The sequence below is a fragment of the Streptomyces sp. NPDC006476 genome, from assembly GCF_040612015.1.
In the GTDB taxonomy this organism is placed as follows: Bacteria; Actinomycetota; Actinomycetes; order Streptomycetales; family Streptomycetaceae; genus Streptomyces; species Streptomyces griseorubiginosus_B.
This window is the reverse complement of record NZ_JBEXPK010000003.1, coordinates 57,262-73,594: the sequence shown is the minus strand read 5'-3', so window position 1 is coordinate 73,594 and position 16,333 is coordinate 57,262. Positions and strand designations below refer to the sequence as shown.

At 72.4% G+C, this 16,333-nt stretch carries 14 protein-coding genes; 5 read left to right on the top strand and 9 right to left on the bottom strand.

Annotated features, from left to right (window positions below; all coding sequences use genetic code 11):
- Nucleotides 1-49 precede the first annotated feature (49 nt).
- On the bottom strand, nucleotides 50-1,288 hold the full coding sequence (locus ABZZ74_RS04360; protein ID WP_356761817.1) for a HAMP domain-containing sensor histidine kinase: 1,239 nt from the start codon (nucleotides 1,286-1,288) through the stop codon (nucleotides 50-52).
- 6 nt (nucleotides 1,289-1,294) lie between these two features.
- Nucleotides 1,295-1,948 carry a response regulator transcription factor gene (locus ABZZ74_RS04355; protein WP_003993508.1) on the bottom strand — a complete coding sequence of 218 codons (654 nt, stop codon included), beginning with the start codon at nucleotides 1,946-1,948 and terminating at the stop codon, nucleotides 1,295-1,297.
- A 452-nt stretch (nucleotides 1,949-2,400) separates the two neighbouring features.
- On the opposite strand from ABZZ74_RS04355, the gene ABZZ74_RS04350 reads away from it, so the two are divergent.
- Nucleotides 2,401-2,565: a hypothetical protein gene (locus ABZZ74_RS04350; RefSeq protein WP_165954967.1), complete on the top strand. Its 165-nt coding sequence runs from the start codon at nucleotides 2,401-2,403 to the stop codon at nucleotides 2,563-2,565.
- Between the two features lie 112 nt (nucleotides 2,566-2,677).
- Here ABZZ74_RS04350 and ABZZ74_RS04345 read toward each other — a convergent pair whose 3' ends face one another.
- Together ABZZ74_RS04345 and ABZZ74_RS04340 are read right to left on the bottom strand one after the other, a co-directional pair.
- Nucleotides 2,678-3,493 (bottom strand): inositol monophosphatase family protein, encoded by an 816-nt coding sequence (locus tag ABZZ74_RS04345; protein WP_356761816.1) that lies wholly within the window; start codon nucleotides 3,491-3,493, stop codon nucleotides 2,678-2,680.
- Nucleotides 3,494-3,501: 8 nt separating this feature from the next.
- Nucleotides 3,502-4,629: a ferrochelatase gene (locus tag ABZZ74_RS04340; RefSeq protein ID WP_356761815.1), complete on the bottom strand. Its 1,128-nt coding sequence runs from the start codon at nucleotides 4,627-4,629 to the stop codon at nucleotides 3,502-3,504.
- Nucleotides 4,630-4,816: 187 nt separating this feature from the next.
- Here ABZZ74_RS04340 and ABZZ74_RS04335 point away from each other — a divergent pair, with 187 nt between their 5' ends.
- The 3 genes from ABZZ74_RS04335 to sepH all read left to right on the top strand — a co-directional run bounded on the left by ABZZ74_RS04335 (nucleotide 4,817) and on the right by sepH (nucleotide 8,788).
- A complete protein-coding gene (locus tag ABZZ74_RS04335; protein ID WP_356761814.1) occupies nucleotides 4,817-6,055 on the top strand; it encodes an MFS transporter in 1,239 nt (412 codons plus the stop codon).
- Nucleotides 6,015-7,334, top strand: a complete 1,320-nt coding sequence (locus ABZZ74_RS04330; protein WP_356761813.1) for a D-arabinono-1,4-lactone oxidase — start codon at nucleotides 6,015-6,017, stop codon at nucleotides 7,332-7,334. The genes ABZZ74_RS04335 and ABZZ74_RS04330 overlap by 41 nt, the downstream gene beginning before the upstream one ends.
- 413 nt (nucleotides 7,335-7,747) lie before the next feature.
- The gene (gene sepH, locus ABZZ74_RS04325; protein ID WP_356761812.1) at nucleotides 7,748-8,788 is read left to right on the top strand and encodes a septation protein SepH; all 1,041 of its coding nucleotides are present in this window, start codon (nucleotides 7,748-7,750) and stop codon (nucleotides 8,786-8,788) included.
- A gap of 57 nt (nucleotides 8,789-8,845) precedes the next feature.
- On the opposite strand, the gene ABZZ74_RS04320 is transcribed toward sepH, so the two are convergent.
- Nucleotides 8,846-9,697 carry a sulfurtransferase gene (locus ABZZ74_RS04320; RefSeq protein ID WP_356761811.1) on the bottom strand — a complete coding sequence of 284 codons (852 nt, stop codon included), beginning with the start codon at nucleotides 9,695-9,697 and terminating at the stop codon, nucleotides 8,846-8,848.
- 299 nt (nucleotides 9,698-9,996) lie between these two features.
- Between ABZZ74_RS04320 and ABZZ74_RS04315 the strand changes: the two genes are divergently transcribed.
- Nucleotides 9,997-10,770: a VOC family protein gene (locus tag ABZZ74_RS04315; RefSeq protein ID WP_356761810.1), complete on the top strand. Its 774-nt coding sequence runs from the start codon at nucleotides 9,997-9,999 to the stop codon at nucleotides 10,768-10,770.
- A 17-nt stretch (nucleotides 10,771-10,787) separates the two neighbouring features.
- Here the strand turns inward: ABZZ74_RS04315 and ABZZ74_RS04310 are convergent, their stop codons facing one another.
- Genes ABZZ74_RS04310 through ABZZ74_RS04295 form a run of 4 tightly spaced genes read right to left on the bottom strand, consistent with a single transcriptional unit; the run spans nucleotide 10,788 to nucleotide 16,142 of the window.
- Nucleotides 10,788-11,435, bottom strand: coding sequence for a thymidine kinase (locus tag ABZZ74_RS04310; RefSeq protein WP_356761809.1), 648 nt, complete (start codon nucleotides 11,433-11,435; stop codon nucleotides 10,788-10,790).
- A 43-nt stretch (nucleotides 11,436-11,478) separates the two neighbouring features.
- Nucleotides 11,479-12,672 carry a nucleotide pyrophosphatase/phosphodiesterase family protein gene (locus tag ABZZ74_RS04305; protein WP_356761808.1) on the bottom strand — a complete coding sequence of 398 codons (1,194 nt, stop codon included), beginning with the start codon at nucleotides 12,670-12,672 and terminating at the stop codon, nucleotides 11,479-11,481.
- A 1-nt stretch (nucleotide 12,673) separates the two neighbouring features.
- Entirely contained in the window at nucleotides 12,674-13,270 is a 597-nt protein-coding gene (locus ABZZ74_RS04300; RefSeq protein ID WP_356762057.1) for a DUF5998 family protein, read from the bottom strand.
- A 43-nt stretch (nucleotides 13,271-13,313) separates the two neighbouring features.
- A complete protein-coding gene (locus tag ABZZ74_RS04295) occupies nucleotides 13,314-16,142 on the bottom strand; it encodes a GNAT family N-acetyltransferase (protein WP_356761806.1) in 2,829 nt (942 codons plus the stop codon).
- Between the last annotated feature and the right edge of the window lie 191 nt (nucleotides 16,143-16,333).

The window sequence follows — 16,333 nt, the reverse complement described above, 5'->3', positions numbered from 1 at the left end:
GGAAAATTCCGCGCAAAGCGAACAAGCCCCGTGTGTCGGCGCCATGATCTCAGATGGGGAGAGCGACCCGCATCACCAGCCCACCCCCTTCGCGTGGCTGCGCCGAGATGTGTCCGCCGTGCGCCCGCGCCACGGACCGCACGATGGACAGCCCCAGACCGACGCCCTTGTCGCTGCCCGTGCGCTCCGTACGCAGCCGCCGGAAGGGCTCGAAGAGGTTGTCGATCTCGTACGCCGGCACGACCGGCCCGGTGTTGGAGACGACCAGGACCGCCTGCCCGTGCTGGACCTCGGTGGTGACCTCGACCCAGCCGTCCTCGGGCACGTTGTACCGCACGGCGTTCTGTACGAGGTTCAGCGCGATGCGCTCCAGCAGGACGCCGTTGCCCTGGACGACCGCGGTCTTCTGCTCCCCGCGGATCACCACGCCCTTGGCCTCCGCCTCCGAGTGCACCTGGTCGACGGCCTGCTCGGCGACCTCCGCGAGGTCCACGGGCTTGCGCTCGACGATCTGGTTGTCGCTGCGGGCGAGCAGCAGCAGACCCTCCACCAGCTGCTCGCTGCGCTCGTTGGTGGCCAGCAGCGTCTTGCCGAGCTGCTGGAGCTCCACCGGGGCGTTCGGGTCGGAGAGGTGCACCTCCAGGAGCGTGCGGTTGATCGCGAGCGGGGTGCGCAGCTCGTGCGAGGCGTTGCCGACGAAGCGCTGCTGGGCGGTGAAGGCGCGCTGCAGACGCTCCAGCATGTCGTCGAAGGTGTCGGCGAGCTCCTTGAGCTCGTCGTCCGGGCCGTCCAGCTCGATGCGGCGGGAGAGGTCCGAGCCCGCCACCGCGCGCGCGGTGCGGGTGATGCGGCCCAGCGGCGCCAGGACCCGGCCGGCCATCGCGTAGCCGAAGGCGAAGGCGATCACCGCGAGGCCGAGCAACGCCAGCAGGGAGCGGCTGAGGAGATCGTCGAGGGCGTGCTGGCGCTGAACGGCGTCGCACTGCTTGAGGATCGCGTTGATCTCGCTCGTCGGCGCCGAGTTCACGGCGGGACAGGTGGAACTGGTGACGTCGAGGTTGGCGCCGGACACCGAGAACGACTGGCCGCTGCCCTCGTGCAGGGCCTGGGCCGCCAGCAGATAGATGATCGACAGCAGCAGGATCCCGGCGATCAGGAACATGCCGCCGTACAGCAGGGTCAGGCGTATGCGGATGGTGGGGCGCAGCCAGGGGAACGGCGGTTCGGGCTTCCTGGGGTCCCAGGTGGGCTTGGGGGGAGCCGTGGGGAGAGCGGGTGTTGCGGCCATCGGGGATCAGATCCGGTAGCCGGAGCCGGGGACGGTGACGATGACGGGCGGCTCGCCGAGCTTTCGGCGCAGGGTCATCACGGTGACGCGCACGACGTTGGTGAACGGGTCGGTGTTCTCGTCCCAGGCCTTCTCAAGAAGCTGCTCCGCCGAGACGACGGCGCCCTCGGAGCGCATCAGGACCTCCAGGACGGCGAACTCCTTGGGGGCGAGCTGGACCTCCTTGCCGTCGCGGAAGACCTCGCGGCGGTTGGGGTCGAGCTTGATGCCGGCGCGCTCCAGGACCGGCGGCAGCGGCACGCTGGTGCGGCGGCCGAGGGCCCGTACGCGGGCGATGAGCTCGCTGAACGCGAAGGGCTTGGGGAGATAGTCGTCGGCGCCGATCTCCAGGCCCTCCACGCGGTCGCTGACGTCACCGGAGGCCGTGAGCATCAGCACGCGCGTGGGCATGCCGAGCTCGACGATCTTGCGGCAGACGTCGTCGCCGTGGACGAGCGGGAGGTCGCGGTCGAGGACGACCACGTCGTAGTCGTTGACGCCGATGCGCTCCAGGGCGGCCGCACCGTCGTACACGACGTCGACGGCCATGGCCTCCCGGCGCAGTCCGGTGGCCACCGCATCGGCGAGCAGTTGCTCGTCCTCGACGACGAGTACGCGCACGTCGCTTGTCCTTCCTGAGGTCCACCCGCGTAGTGCCGGACGGGCAGGCGGGCAGGGGTGTGGGCAGGGTTCTTCAAGAGTGTGTGCCTCCATCCTGCCCTTTTCGGCCGTAAGTCGGCGGTAAGGCGGGGGACGGAACATCAAGGGCAAGGTGGTCTCGACATGAAGAACAGGTGTGAGGCCCGGGAATGCGAGATTTTCTCCGGCGGTTGAGGTTTCTGTGGAAGGAAGCGGGGGGAGGACGGTTCATACCCCGCGATCACGCTCTGCTAGTGCCGCAACACCATGCGGCACGGCGCAATCCGCTTCCCGCAGAGTGGGCGTGTGGGTGCCCGGCACCGTCGCCGCCCAGCAGGGCAGTGCCGCTGGGCATCTGCCGGAGACGTGATCGCCCCTTCCGAACGGCACACCCCCGTGCCACCGACCCACGACCCAGGACGAGGGGGCGCAGCATGGACGCATTCACCGCAGGACTTCTGCAGCGCATAAAGGCGACCGAGTCCGACCTGACGCGGGCTCGCGACGAGGGCGACGACTTCCTCGTCGAGGTCGAGCAGGGCGAACTCGACGACCTGCGCCGCCTTGCCGCCGAGCACGGTGTGGAAGTTGGCGCATAGCGTCTGATCGCTCAGGAGCGATCCACTCCCGAGCGACAGCGGGCCCCCGGCGAATCCAGCGCCGGGGGCCCGCTGCATGTCCGGGGCGGACCGGCCGCAGTGGCCGGACCCGTCAGTCGTGCCAGGCGCCGAAGTCCTCCAGCAGCCGCTGGAGGGGTTCGAAGACCCCGGGACTGCCGGCTACCGCCAGATCGCGTCCCGGGCGCTCTCCGGGGCGTCCACCGGTCAGGGCGCCCGCCTCGCGGGCGACGAGGTCCCCGGCCGCGAGGTCCCACGCGTTGAGTCCGCGCTCGTAGAAGCCGTCCAGGCGGCCGGCCGCCAGGTCGCACAGGTCCACCGCGGCCGAGCCGCCGCGCCGGATGTCCCGCAGCAGCGGGATCAGCCGGTGGGCCACCTCGGCCTGGTGCGCGCGGACCTCCTGGACGTAGTTGAAACCGGTCGAGACCAGGGCCTGGTCGAGCGGCGGCGAGGGGCGGACGGCCAGCTCGCGCTCGCCCTCCCAGGCGCCCCTCGCCCAGGCCCCGCCGCCGCGGACCGCGTGGAACGTCTCGCCGCGCATCGGTACCGCGACGACTCCGACGACCGCCTCGCCGTCCTGCTCGGCGGCGATGGAGACCGACCAGGTCGGCAGCCCGTACAGGTAGTTGACCGTGCCGTCGAGCGGGTCGACCACCCAGCGGATACCGCTGGTGCCCTCGACGGAGGCCCCCTCCTCGCCGAGGAAGCCGTCGTCGGGGCGGCGGGCGGAGATCAGGTCCGTGATCAGCTTCTCCGCCGCGATGTCCATCTCGGTCACGACGTCGATGGGGCTCGACTTGGTCGCGGCCACCGCCAGATCGGCCGGGCGGCCGTCCCGCAGCAGCTCACCGGCGCGGCGGGCGGCCTCCTGGGCCAGTTCCAGCAGTTCCCTGTGCAGGGCGTCGGTCACGGGTCTCCTCACGCGTAGGGGCTGTCGGCGCCCGCGGCGGCGGGGTGCGGGGCGCGGGCGGGGCAGCAGCCGACCGGGCAGAGGTCGTGGCTCGCGCCGAGCGCGCCGAGGGCGCAGGGGGTGACCTCCTGGCCGCGCTCGACGGCCGCGCGCTCCAGGACGAGGTCGCGGATCGCGGCGGCGAAGCGCGGGTCTGCGCCCACGGTGGCGGAGCGGCGCATGGGCAGGCCCAGCTCCTCCGCCTTGGCCTTGGCCTCCGTGTCGAGGTCGTACAGGACCTCCATGTGGTCGGAGACGAAGCCGATGGGGGCGATCACCACCGCCGGTACGCCGGCCGCGTGCCGCTCCGCGAGGTGGTCGCAGATGTCGGGCTCCAGCCACGGGATGTGCGGGGCGCCGGAGCGGGACTGGTAGACGAGCTGCCAGGGGTGGTCGACGCCGGTGCGCTCGCGGACCGCCTCGGCGATCAGCTTCGCCACGTCCAGGTGCTGGGCGACGTACGCGCCGCCGTCGCCGTGGTCCTCGACCGGGCCGGAGGTGTCGGCGGAGGCGACCGGGATGGAGTGGGTCGAGAAGGCGATGTGGGCGCCGTCCCGGATGTCCTCGGGCAGGTCGGCGAGGGACTTCAGCACGCCCTCGACCATGGGCTCGACGAAGCCCTCGTGGTTGAAGTAGTGCCGGATCTTGTCGACCTTCGGCAGGTCCAGGCCCTCGGCCTGAAGGGCGGCGAGGGAGTCGGCGAGGTTCTCGCGGTACTGGCGGCAGCCCGAGTACGAGGCGTAGGCGCTGGTGGCCAGCACCAGGATCCGGCGGCGGCCGTCGGCGACCATCTCGCGCAGGGTGTCCGTCAGGTACGGCGCCCAGTTGCGGTTGCCCCAGTAGACCGGCAGGTCCAGGCCGTGGTCCGCGAAGTCCTTGCGCAGGGCGTCGAGCAGGGCGCGGTTCTGGTCGTTGATCGGGCTGACCCCGCCGAACAGGAAGTAGTGCTCGCCCACTTCCTTGAGGCGTTCCCTGGGGATCCCGCGCCCGCGCGTGACGTTCTCCAGGAAGGGGATCACGTCGTCGGGGCCCTCGGGTCCTCCGAAGGAGAGCAGGAGCAGGGCGTCGTAGGGGGTGGCGTCGAGCGCGTCTGGCATGGGTCGATCCTGTCATCCGGTACTGACAGCCGGGAAACGGCGGGGTGTCCGGCCGGGTTCCCGCACGGTCCGTCCCGGTTGCGCGGGCTTTCCGGCCTGGTGCACGGGGTTGACCTGACTCGTAAGCTGTATCAGCCGCATTCGCGCCTTACCGCGCCGTCGTCCCTCTCCTGATCCGGAGCCCGCCGTGCCCAGCCCCTACCGCGCCCTGTTCGCCGCCTCCGGCTCCAAGGGCTTCTCCGCCGCGGGGTTCGTCGGCCGGATGCCGCTGTCGATGATGGGCATCGGCGTGGTCACCATGATCTCCCAGATCAGCGGGCGGTACGGCCTCGCGGGCGCCCTGTCGGCCACCATCGCGCTGGCCGCGGCGGCGATCGGGCCGCAGATCTCCCGACTGGTGGACCAGCACGGGCAGCGGCGCGTGCTGCGGCCCGCCACTCTCGTCGCGCTCGCCTCGGCGACCGGGCTGCTGCTCGCCGCGCACTTCGGCTGGCCGGACTGGGTGCTGTTCCTGTGCGCGGCCGGCGTCGGGTCCGTACCGAGTCTCGGCGCGATGATCCGCGCGCGGTGGGCCGCCCTGTACCGGGGGACGCCGCAACTGCACACCGCGTACTCGTTCGAGTCGGTCGTCGACGAGGTGTGCTTCATCTTCGGGCCGATCGTCTCCATCGGGCTGTCGACCGCCTGGTTCCCGGAGGCGGGACCGCTGCTCGCGGCCTGTTTCCTCGCCGTCGGCGTCTTCTGGCTGACCGCCCAGCGGGCCACCGAGCCCGCCCCGCACCCGCGCGAGCAGCAGGGCGGCGGCTCGGCGCTGCGCGCGCGGGGACTGCAGGTCCTGGTGGCCACCTTCGTGGCGACCGGGGCGATCTTCGGGGCGGTGGACGTGGTCACCGTGGCCTTCGCGGACGAGCGCGGCCACAAGGGGGCCGCCAGCGTGGTCCTGGCGCTGTACGCGGCCGGTTCCTGCGTGGCCGGGATCGTGTTCGGGCTGCTGCGCTTCACGGGGGCGCCGCAGCGCCGCTGGCTGCTGGGCGTATGCGCGATGGCCGTGAGTATGATCCCCCTCCTACTGGTCGGAAACTTGCCGTTTCTGGCCGTGGCGCTCTTCGTCGCGGGCCTGTCCATCGCACCCACGATGATCACGACGATGTCCCTCATCGAAGAGCACGTACCACGCGCACAGTTGACCGAGGGCATGACCTGGATCAGTACCGGGCTCGCGGTCGGCGTCGCGCTCGGCTCCTCCGTGGCCGGCTGGGTCATCGACGCGGCCGGGGCGCGGGCCGGGTACGGGGTCCCGGCGGCGTCCGGGGCCGTCGCGGTCGCGGTCGGTTTCCTGGGGTACCGCCGGCTCAGCAGGCCGGCTCCGCGTCGGGGAGGCACCGTTGAGCAGCACAGCGAGCGGGAAGAACGGAACGTGGCGTAACTGGGGCGGCAACGTCTCCGCCCGACCCGCGCGGGAGGTCACGCCGGCCTCCGTGGAGGAACTGGCCGCGGCCGTGCGCCGGGCGGCCGAGGACGGGCTGACCGTCAAGGCGGTCGGCACCGGGCACTCCTTCACGTCCATCGCGGCCACCGACGGTGTGTTGATCCGCCCTCAACTGTTGACCGGCATACGCGATATCGACCGCGATGCCATGACCGTCACGGTGGAGGCCGGCACCCCGCTCAAGAGGCTCAACATGGCTCTCGCGCGCGAGGGCCTGTCGCTGACCAACATGGGCGACATCATGGAGCAGACGGTCTCCGGTGCCGCCAGCACCGGCACCCACGGCACGGGCCGTGAGTCGGCCTCGATCGCCGCCCAGATCAAGGGACTCGAGCTGGTCACCGCGGACGGCACGGTCCTCACCTGCTCCGAGAAGGAGAACCCGGAGGTCTTCGCGGCCGCCCGGATCGGCCTGGGCGCGCTCGGCATCGTCACCGCGATCACCTTCGCCGTGGAGCCGGTCTTCCTGCTCACGGCCCGCGAGGAGCCGATGCCCTTCGACAAGGTGCTCGCCGAGTTCGACCAGCTCTGGGCCGAGAACGAGCACTTCGAGTTCTACTGGTTCCCGCACACCGGCAACACCAACACCAAGCGCAACAACCGCAGCGCGGGCCCGGAGAAGCCGGTGCCACCGCTGTCCGGCTGGTTCGAGGACGAGTTCCTCTCCAACGGCGTGTTCCAGGTGGCCCAGTGGGTCGGCCGCGCGGCCCCGGCGTCCATCCCGACGATCGCCCGGATCTCCAGCAAGGCCCTGTCCGCGCGCACGTACACGGACATCCCGTACAAGGTCTACACGTCGCCGCGCCGGGTGCGCTTCGTGGAGATGGAGTACGCCGTCCCGCGCGCGGCCCTGGCCGAGACGCTCCGTGAGCTGAAGGCGATGGTCGACCGCTCCGGCCTGCGGGTCAGCTTCCCGGTCGAGGTGCGCACGGCCCCCGCCGACGACATCACCCTGTCCACCGCGTCGGGCCGCGACAGCGCCTATGTCGCCGTCCACATGTTCAAGGGCACGCCGTACCACGCCTACTTCACCGCCGCGGAGCGCATCTTCACCGCCCACGAGGGCCGCCCGCACTGGGGCAAGGTGCACACCCGGGACGCCGAGTACTTCGCCGGCGTCTACCCGCGGTTCGGCGAGTTCACCACTTTGAGGGACCGGCTCGACCCGGACCGCCGGTTCCAGAACGACTACCTGCGGCGGGTGTTGGGGCCGTAGACCGGTGCGCGGTCATTGGTTCCGTTTCTGACGGTTGCGTGAGGTACGCCACTTCCAAGATCCTCGAACCGCTCAACAGGCGGCCGGGGCACGCGCCTTGCCAGATATTGGGTGGCGTGCCAATCCACGCACGTGGTCCAAATGGAGTACTGTTGCGAGCCCTGGGTCCGGTCTCCCGCCAGGGCGTCCGGGGCCTTGCTGGACCGCCAGGAGGGGGCTCGTTGCACAGGGTGACGGAGTTGGTCACTTAGCGTTGCGAATAGGTAACCGTGCCATAACGGCGTTCCCGGGCCCGTGCCCGACACGCCGGGCAACTCGGCAAGGTTGTGGCAGGCTGCACCCGGGCAGGCCACACTCGACTAGCGGAAGCAGCGACGCACGTGACGTCGGCAGGCACCACCCGGGAGGTCCCCATGCCCGAACTGCGTGTCGTGGCCGTCTCCAATGACGGCACACGGCTGGTGCTGAAGGCTGCCGACTCTACGGAGTACACGCTTCCGATCGACGAACGGCTGCGTGCGGCAGTCCGCGGCGACCGTCCCCGCCTCGGTCAGATCGAGATCGAGGTCGAAAGCCATCTCCGTCCCCGCGACATCCAGGCGCGTATACGCGCCGGTGCCACCGCGGAGGAAGTCGCGCAGCTCGCGGGCATCCCCGTCGACCGGGTACGCCGCTTCGAGGGCCCCGTCCTCGCCGAGCGCGCGTTCATGGCCGAGCGGGCCCGCAAGACCCCCGTCCGCCGCCCCGGCGAGAACGCCGCGGGACCCCAGCTCGGCGAGGCCGTCCAGGAGCGTCTGCTGGTGCGCGGCGCCGAGAAGGACACGGTGCAGTGGGACTCGTGGCGCCGCGACGACGGCACCTGGGAGGTCCTGCTGGTCTACCGGGTCGCGGGCGAACCGCACTCGGCGAGCTGGACGTACGACCCGCCCCGGCGGCTCGTCCAGGCCGTCGACGAGGAGGCGCGCTCGCTGATCGGCGAGTCCGAGGACCTCGCCGCGCCGGAGCCCAGTTTCCCCTTCGTCCCGCGTATCGCCCGGCTGCCGCGCGATCGCCCGCTGGACCGCGCCCTCGACCGCCCGAGCCTGCCCGCGCAGGCGTCCGAACCGGCGGAGGAGAGCACGGCCGGTGAACGGGACTCGCTGACCAGCCTGTTGGAGGCGGTACCGAGCTTCCGCGGCGACCTGGTGGTCCCGGAGCGCCCGTCCGAGACGCCCCCGCCGCCGGAGGAGCCCGTCGCCGAGCCCGAGGCGGAGGAGCCCCCGGCTCCGGCGGCCTCGGCCGGTTCCGCCTACGCGGACGTCCTGATGCCGCGCTCCGTCGGGAGCCACCGCGACCGTCTCATCGGCGCCACCGACCGCCAGGCGGAGGCCGACGGCGTCCGCCCGGGCCGCCGGGCGGCGGTCCCGAGCTGGGACGAGATCGTGTTCGGGACGCGGCGCAAGAAGCAGGAGTAGTCCGTCGTACGAGCATGAGGGCCGCACCGTTCCGGTGCGGCCCTCTGTTTCGTCGCCCTACTGCGGATCGGGTCCCACGGCCACCGGGCGTGCGGGGTCCGACGACCACTCCGACCAGGACCCGACGTACAGGGCCGCCGGAATCCCGGCGACCGCCAGGGCGAGGACCTCGTGCGCCCCCGAGACGCCAGAGCCGCAGTACACGCCGACGGCCGCACCCTCGCCCGCCCCCAGCGCCTTGAAGCGCTCGGCCAGTTGCTCGGCCGGCAGGAACCGTCCGTCGGGGCCGACGTTCTCGTTCGTCGGGGCCGACACCGCGCCCGGGATGTGCCCGCCGACCCGGTCGATCGGCTCCACGTCCCCCCGGTACCGCTCCCCCGCTCGTGCGTCGAACAGGACACCGGACCGCGCCAGCGCGGCCGCCCCGTCGGCGTCCAGGAACCCGGCGTCACCCGGCACCGGCTCGAAGTCGCCCTCGACCGGCGTCGGTGCGGACGTCTCCAACGCCCCCTCCCAGGCCGGCAACCCGCCGTCGAGGACCCGCACGTCCGGGTGACCCGTCCAGCGAAGCAGCCACCACGCGCGCGCCGCCGCCCAGCCCTGTCCGCCGTCGTACACGACCACCGGCGTCCCGGTCGAGACGCCCGCCCGCCGCATCGCGGCACCGAAGACCTCGATGTCGGGCAGCGGGTGCCGGCCGCGCTCGCCGGGCGCGGAGGCGAGTTCCGTGTCCAGGTCGACGTAGACCGCACCGGGGATGTGCCCGGCCGCGTACGCGGCACGGCCGTCGAAAGGCGGCTCGCCGGCCGCCTTGGCCACGGTCAGCTGCCAGCGGACGTCGAGCAGGACCGGCGGGTTCGGGCCGGCCAGGTCGCTCGCGAGTTCGGATGCGGAGATGATGGCGTTCATGGCCCCCATCCTCGCGCACGGGGTGGCCCCGTCGTCCATGTCCGGCTACTCTGCTCCGCCGGACAGGCCCGATCACGAGGCGTACGGACTCGGGTACTTGCCGTACAACCGATCGACACCCGTCGGCCATCGCCCGGGAACGGACGGGACTCCGCGCACCGGGCATTCTGCAGGCACGCGGCCGTGCGCGTCGCGGCGCGCCCGGAGCCCGCGGTGGCCCGGCTGGTGCGAGCATCGGCACGGGGATCCGGACAGCGGAAGCGACACGGCCACCGCGAGGGGTCGAGGAGAGAGTGACGATGACCGAGACGCACGCTCGGCACACACCCGGTACGCCCTGCTGGGTGAGCCTGATGGTGCACGGTTTGACGGCCACCCAGGACTTCTACGGTTCCTTGTTCGGCTGGGAGTTCGAGCCCGGCCCCCGGCAACTGGGCCCGTACTCCCGCGCCCTGCTCGACGGCCACGAGGTGGCGGGCATCGGCCAGCTGCCGCCGGACCGTCACCTGCCCATCGCCTGGACGCCGTATCTCGCCTCCGACGACGTGGACCTGACCGCCGAGACGGTACGGCTGTGCGGCGGCACGATCGGGGTCGGGCCGCTGGACGCCGACGAGGCCGGACGTCTCGCCATCGGCTCCGACCCCTCGGGCGCCGTCTTCGGCGTCTGGCAGGCCGCCCGGCACCTCGGCACGGCCCTCACGGGCGTCCCCGGCACCCCCGCCTGGAACGAACTGCTCACCTTCGAGTCGGCGAGCGTCGCCAAGTTCTACGAGACCGTCTTCGCCTTCGAGGAGGAGCCGGTCGTCTCCGCCGACTCCGACTACGTCACCCTGCGCGTCGACGGCCGCCCGGTGGCCGGCATCCACGGCGTCGGCCACGCCCTCCCCCGCGACCGGGGCCCGCACTGGCTGACGTACTTCGAGGTGGCCGACACGGACGAGGCGGCCGACCGCCTGACCGACCTCGGCGGCCACGTCCTGACGGCCCCGCACGACACGCCCCACGGCCGCGCGGCCACGGTGTCGGACCCGGAGGGCGCCCGCTTCTCCCTGGTCCAGAGCCCGCACTGAGCGCGGTCGGCGGCTGCTCAGGCCGACGACACCGGCAGCACGTCCGGAGAGAGGGCCGCCGCGCGGGCCGTGGCCGCCGTCATCCGGCGGCGGTGGTGCCGGCGGCACAGGACCTCGTAGCCGACGGTGTCGGACTGGTCGACGTCCCCGACGACGACCTGGGCGCCCTCGACGACCATCTCCCCGCCTATCGTGCGGGCGTTGTGCGTGGCGCGGGCACCGCACCAGCACAGCGCCTCGACCTGGAGGACCTCGACGCGGTCGGCGAGCTCGACGAGGCGCTGGGAGCCCGGGAAGAGTTTCGAGCGGAAGTCCGTCGTGATCCCGAAGGCGTAGACGTCGAGGCCCAGGTCGTCGACCACGCGCGCGAGTTGGTCGATCTGCTCCGGCGCCAGGAACTGCGCCTCGTCCGCGATGACGTAGTCCGCGCGGCCGCCCTGGGAGAGGTGGTCGACCAGGTAGGCGTAGAGGTCCTGTCCGTTCTCGACCTCCACCGCGTCCCTCACCAGGCCCAGCCGCGAGGAGAGTTTGCCCTCGCCTGCGCGGTCGTCCCGAGTGAAGATCATTCCGGCCAGGCCGCGCGCCGAGCGGTTGTGCTCGATCTGGAGAGCCAGGGTCGACTTCCCGCAGTCCATCGTTCCGGAGAAGAACACCAGCTCGGGCATGGGTGGTTGAGCACCTTTCGGCGAACGGGACGGCGTACGGGCTTCAGGAGCGTACTTCGAGCAGGGGGACCAGCTGTTCGGCAGGGGTCATCGAACCGTGGTTGCCGACCATCGCCGACTCCTTCGGCTCCCGCTCGGACGCGATGATCAGGACGTCGTCCCGCGCGGCCGCGACGACGTCACCGAGGCGGGCGTACACCCGTTCGTCGATCCGCGGTCCGAACCAGCCCGCCGCGATGGCCTCGTCGCGCGAGGCCACCCAGAACTGCTCGCCGAGCACCTCGCGCCAACAGGTCAGGACGTCGTTCTGGGCGCCGGGGACGGCGTAGACGTGCCGGGCGCGGCCCTCGCCGCCCAGCAGGGCCACGCCGGCGCGCAGCTCCCAGTCCTCGTCGAAGTCGATGCGGTGCTGCTCGTCGAAGGGCACGTCGATCATGCCGTGGTCGGCGGTGACATACAGCGCGCTGCGCGGCGGGAGTTGCTCGGCCAGGCGCTGGACGAGCCGGTCGACGTGCATGAGCTGGCCGCGCCAGGTGTCGGAGTCGACGCCGTAGCGGTGGCCCGCGCCGTCCAGTTCGGCGTAGTACGTGTAGACCAACGAGCGGTCGTCGGCGGCCAGTTGTTCGGCGGCGACGTCCATGCGGTCCTCTCCGGACAGCCGGCCGAGGAACGTTCCGCCGCTGAGCGCGACCTTGGTCAGCGGGGTGCTCTCGAAGGTCGGCGAGGACACCTGGGCCGCGTGCACGCCCGCTTGGTGGGCCAGCTGGAAGACGGTGGGGTAGGGCTGCCAGACCTGCGGTGCGGTCCAGGGCTGCCAGCGCAGCTGGTTCATCAGCTCGCCGGTGGCCGGATCGCGCACGGTGTAGCCGGGCAGGCCGTGCGCGCCGGGCGGCAGGCCGGTGCCGACGGAGGCGAGGGAGGTGGCGGTGGTCGCCGGATAGCCGGTGGTCAGGGGGCGTCCGGTGCCGCCGCGCGAGCTGCCGAGCAGCGAGGTCAGGAAGGGCGCCTCGTCCGGGTGCGCCTTCAGCTGCTCCCAGCCGAGGCCGTCGATCAGGAACACGCAGTTCCGGTCGGCGGGCGTCAGCTCGGCGATCGCGGCCGTCGTGTCCGGTACGCCCATGCCGGCGGCCAGGGTCGGCAGGAGGTCGGCGAGGGAGCCGCTGCCGTACTCGGGCAGGGGCGCGGAGTCGACGGAGAGGGGCTCGGGGTGGGCGTCCCAGGGGGCGGCGTGGACCATCTCAGCGGGTGGCGTCCGCGGTCGCCTCGGAGAGGGACTGCGCGAAGGCGAGGGCCTGGCGCACGGTCTCCGGACCGTCCCCGGCCTCACTGACCCGCAGGCTGAGGTCGTCGGCGGTGGAGTTGCCGGTGTAGCCGTGGTCCGCCTCGCAGTTGGGGTCTCCGCAGGCGGCGGGCTCGAGGTCGATGCGGGAGACGGCGCCCCAGCCGATGGTCAGCACCACCTCGCGGGGCAGGGTGCCCGGCGCGTACTGCTCGGGGTTGGCGACCACCCGGCTGACCACGACCGACGAGATCCGGCCGAGCTTCACCGACTCGGTCGACGTCGTGGCGTACGGCGTCGGGGAGGTGCTGTCGGCGGCCTGCTCGTCGGTGTGGCTGACGATGAAGCGGTTGCCGGTGAGGACGAGCACGGTCACGTGCCGCCGCACCTCGTTCTGGTCGAACGTCGTCTCCTGGTGGACCAGGTACGACCGGATGGGCTCGCCGCCCACGGCGGCCTCCACCGCCTCGGCCACGAGGGCCGGGTAGTAGCCGCTGCGCTCGATCGCCGCACGCAGCCCCTGGGTCGTCGTACTGGTCTTGGCCATGGCGTCCATCCTACGGGGGCGCACTGACTGCGAGGCACCGCTCAGCGGTGGTTCAGTACACCGGAAGCGTGCGCGGGCCGAGGTCGTCGCGGGCGGGCGGGGGCGCGAGGCGCACGGAGGCGCCGAGAACGCTCAGGCCACGCGGGGCGACGACGACCGGCTCCAGGGTGACCGCGACGACCTCGGGGTGGTCGTCGACGAGCCGGGACACGCGCAGCAGCAGTTCCTCCAGCGCAGGTGTGTCGACGGGGGTCGAGCCGCGCCAGCCGAACAGGAGCGGGGCCGTCCGGATCGACCGGATCAGGGAGGTCGCGTCGCGGTCGGTGACCGGGACCAGCCGGTGCGCCATGTCGCCGAGCAGCTGGGAGGCCGCCCCGGCCAGCCCGAAGGACAGCACGGCGCCGGCGGCCGGGTCGATGACGGCCCGTACGACCGTGTCGACGCCCCGGGGCGCCATCGACTGCACAACCGGCCGCAGCTCCTCCGGCTTGCCGAACAGGCCGGTCAACTCGGCGTACGCCCGGCGCAGTTGCTCCTCGTCCGCCAGGTCCAGCCGGACGCCGCCCAGGTCGGCGCGGTGGCGCAGGTGCGGGGCGGTGGCCTTCAGGGCGACGGGGTAGCCGAGCTCGCCGGCGGCCCGGACGGCGTCGTCCGGGGTGAACGCGGGGGTCGCCCGGCGGACGGCGATTCCGTAGCGCCCGAGCAGCTCGCAGGTCTCCTCGCTGCCCAGGGTGAGGCCCTGTCCGCGCGCGAGCATTCCGTCGATGAGACGGGCGGCGCCCTTCTCGTCGATGTCGTCGTACTCGGGCACCCTGCCGGGCTCGGCGGCCTCGCGCCGCCACTGCGCGTACTTCACGGCCTCGGCGAGGGCCCGCGCCGCGCGTTCGGCGGCCGGGTAGGCCGGGATGAGCCGGGGGGTGGTGTCGGGGGCGGCGGGCTGCCGGGCGGGGACCGGCGCCGGCAGCTGCTGCGAGGGGCGCAGCCTACGGGTTCCGGTGGCCGCGGCGTCCGGTTCGGGCGCGGTGCCGGCCGCCGCCGACAGCGCCTCCGCGAGCCCGCCGAGCTCCACGTGCACGACGAGGACCGGCTTGCCGGGGACCTGGTCGGCGGCCGACTGCAGCGCCTGGGCCAGTTCCGCGTCGGCCACGGAGGCCTCGCCGATGGCCGGGATGGCGGTCACGACGACCGCGTCGCAGGAATCGTCCCCGAGGGCCCGCAGCAGCGCCGCGTGGAAGTCGCCAGCCGTGGCGCCGGTGGTCAGGTCGAGCGGGCGGTGCGGCCGGAGCCCCTCGGAGAGACAGGCGTCGTACGTCAGCAGCCCCAGGGACTCGGAGTTGCCCAGGATCGCCACCCGGGGTCCGCTCGGCAGGGGCTGGCGGGCGAGCAGCAGACCGGCGTCGACCAGCTCGGTGATGGTGTCGACCCGGATCACCCCGGCCTGCCGGAGCAGCACGGACACCGTCGCGTGCGGCAGCCGCGTCGCCCGTACGGCGTGCCCCTGCGGTGCGGAACCGGCGCCCTGGACGACGACCAGCGGCTTGGCGGCGGCCGTGCGCCGGGCGAGGCGGGTGAACTTGCGGGGGTTGCCGATGGACTCCAGGTACATCAGGACGACGTCGGTGTCCGGGTCGTCGTACCAGTACTGGATGACGTCGTTGCCGGAGACGTCCGCGCGGTTGCCGGAGGAGACGAAGGTGGACACCCCGGTGACGCCCGTGACGCCGCCGCCGCGTCGGTGCAGCCGGGAGAGCAGGGCGATGCCGATGGCGCCGGACTGGGCGAACAGGCCGATGCGGCCGGCGCGGGGCATCTCGGGGGCGAGGGAGGCGTTGAGCCGTACCTGCGGGGAGGTGTTGATGACGCCGAAGGCGTTCGGGCCGATGATCCGCATGCCGTACGCGCGCGCGTGCCGGACGAGTTCGCGCTGCCGTTCGCGTCCGTCCGGCCCGCTCTCGGCGTAGCCGGCGGAGACGACGACCAACCCCTGCACGCCGTGCTCGCCGCACTCGGTGACGACCTCGGGGACGCGCTCGGCCGGCACGGCGACGACCGCGAGGTCGACGGGCCCGTCGATGTCCCGCACGGAGCGGTGGGCGGGGACGCCGTCGAGTTCCTTCAGGTCCTCGCCGAACGCCTTGTTCACGGCGTACAGCTGTCCGGCGTAGCCCGCGTCCCGGATGTTGTCGAGGATGCCGCGGCCCACGCCGCCGGGGGTGCGGCCGGTGCCGACGACGGCGACCGAGCCGGGCGCGAGCAGCCGCCGTACGGACCGGGCCTCGGCGCGCTGCTCCCGCGCGCGTTGGACGGCCAGGGAGCGGTCGGTGGGTTCGAGGTCGAACTCGAGGCGGACGACGCCATCCTCGAAGCTGCGCTTCTGGGTGTAGCCGGCGTCCGTGAACACCTTGATCATCTTGGTGTTGGCGGGCAGCACCTCGGCGGCGAAGCGGCGGATGCCGCGCTCGCGGGCCACGGCGGCGATGTGCTCCAGGAGGGCGGAGGCGACGCCGCGGCCCTGGTGGGCGTCCTGGACGAGGAAGGCGACCTCGGCCTCGTCGGCGGGCGCCGACGCGGGCGTTCCGTCGGCGCCGATGCGGTCGTAGCGTACGGTGGCGATGAACTCGCCGCCGACCGTGGCCGCGAGTCCCACCCGGTCCACAAAGTCGTGGTGCGTGAAGCGGTGGACGTCCTTCGCGGACAGTCGCGGGTAGGGCGCGAAGAAGCGGTAGTACTTCGACTCGTCCGACACCTGCTCGTAGAAGCTGACCAGGCGCTCCGCGTCATCGACGGTGATGGGGCGGATGCGTGCGGTGCCGCCGTCGCGCAGCACCACGTCGGCTTCCCAGTGGGCGGGGTACTCGTGCCGGTCCGACGAGGTCTGCATGGGGCCCAGCGTACGGCTCGCGTCCGACAACGGCGCGAGGCAGTCTGTGGACGACAACCAAGCAGCGCGAGGGACGGACGTCGGGCCGAGGCCGCGGCCCGACGACTCACCCCGGAGGGGCGCGAGCCTCTCCGGAGCAGCCTCACGTTGTGGGAAACTGGTCTAGACAACCCTGAACACCGAAGGGCAGC

Bases quoted from the DNA above. Each gene is read 5' to 3' on its own strand.
- sepH (WP_356761812.1), top strand. From the start codon at position 7,748: ATGCCCGAACTGCGTGTCGTGGCCGTCTCCAATGACGGCACACGGCTG.
- ABZZ74_RS04315 (WP_356761810.1), top strand. From the start codon at position 9,997: ATGACCGAGACGCACGCTCGGCACACACCCGGTACGCCCTGCTGGGTG.
- ABZZ74_RS04305 (WP_356761808.1), bottom strand. From the start codon at position 12,672: ATGGTCCACGCCGCCCCCTGGGACGCCCACCCCGAGCCCCTCTCCGTC.
- ABZZ74_RS04300 (WP_356762057.1), bottom strand. From the start codon at position 13,270: ATGGACGCCATGGCCAAGACCAGTACGACGACCCAGGGGCTGCGTGCG.
- ABZZ74_RS04360 (WP_356761817.1), bottom strand. From the start codon at position 1,288: ATGGCCGCAACACCCGCTCTCCCCACGGCTCCCCCCAAGCCCACCTGG.
- ABZZ74_RS04295 (WP_356761806.1), bottom strand. From the start codon at position 16,142: ATGCAGACCTCGTCGGACCGGCACGAGTACCCCGCCCACTGGGAAGCC.
- ABZZ74_RS04320 (WP_356761811.1), bottom strand. From the start codon at position 9,697: ATGAACGCCATCATCTCCGCATCCGAACTCGCGAGCGACCTGGCCGGC.
- ABZZ74_RS04310 (WP_356761809.1), bottom strand. From the start codon at position 11,435: ATGCCCGAGCTGGTGTTCTTCTCCGGAACGATGGACTGCGGGAAGTCG.
- ABZZ74_RS04340 (WP_356761815.1), bottom strand. From the start codon at position 4,629: ATGCCAGACGCGCTCGACGCCACCCCCTACGACGCCCTGCTCCTGCTC.
- ABZZ74_RS04350 (WP_165954967.1), top strand. From the start codon at position 2,401: ATGGACGCATTCACCGCAGGACTTCTGCAGCGCATAAAGGCGACCGAG.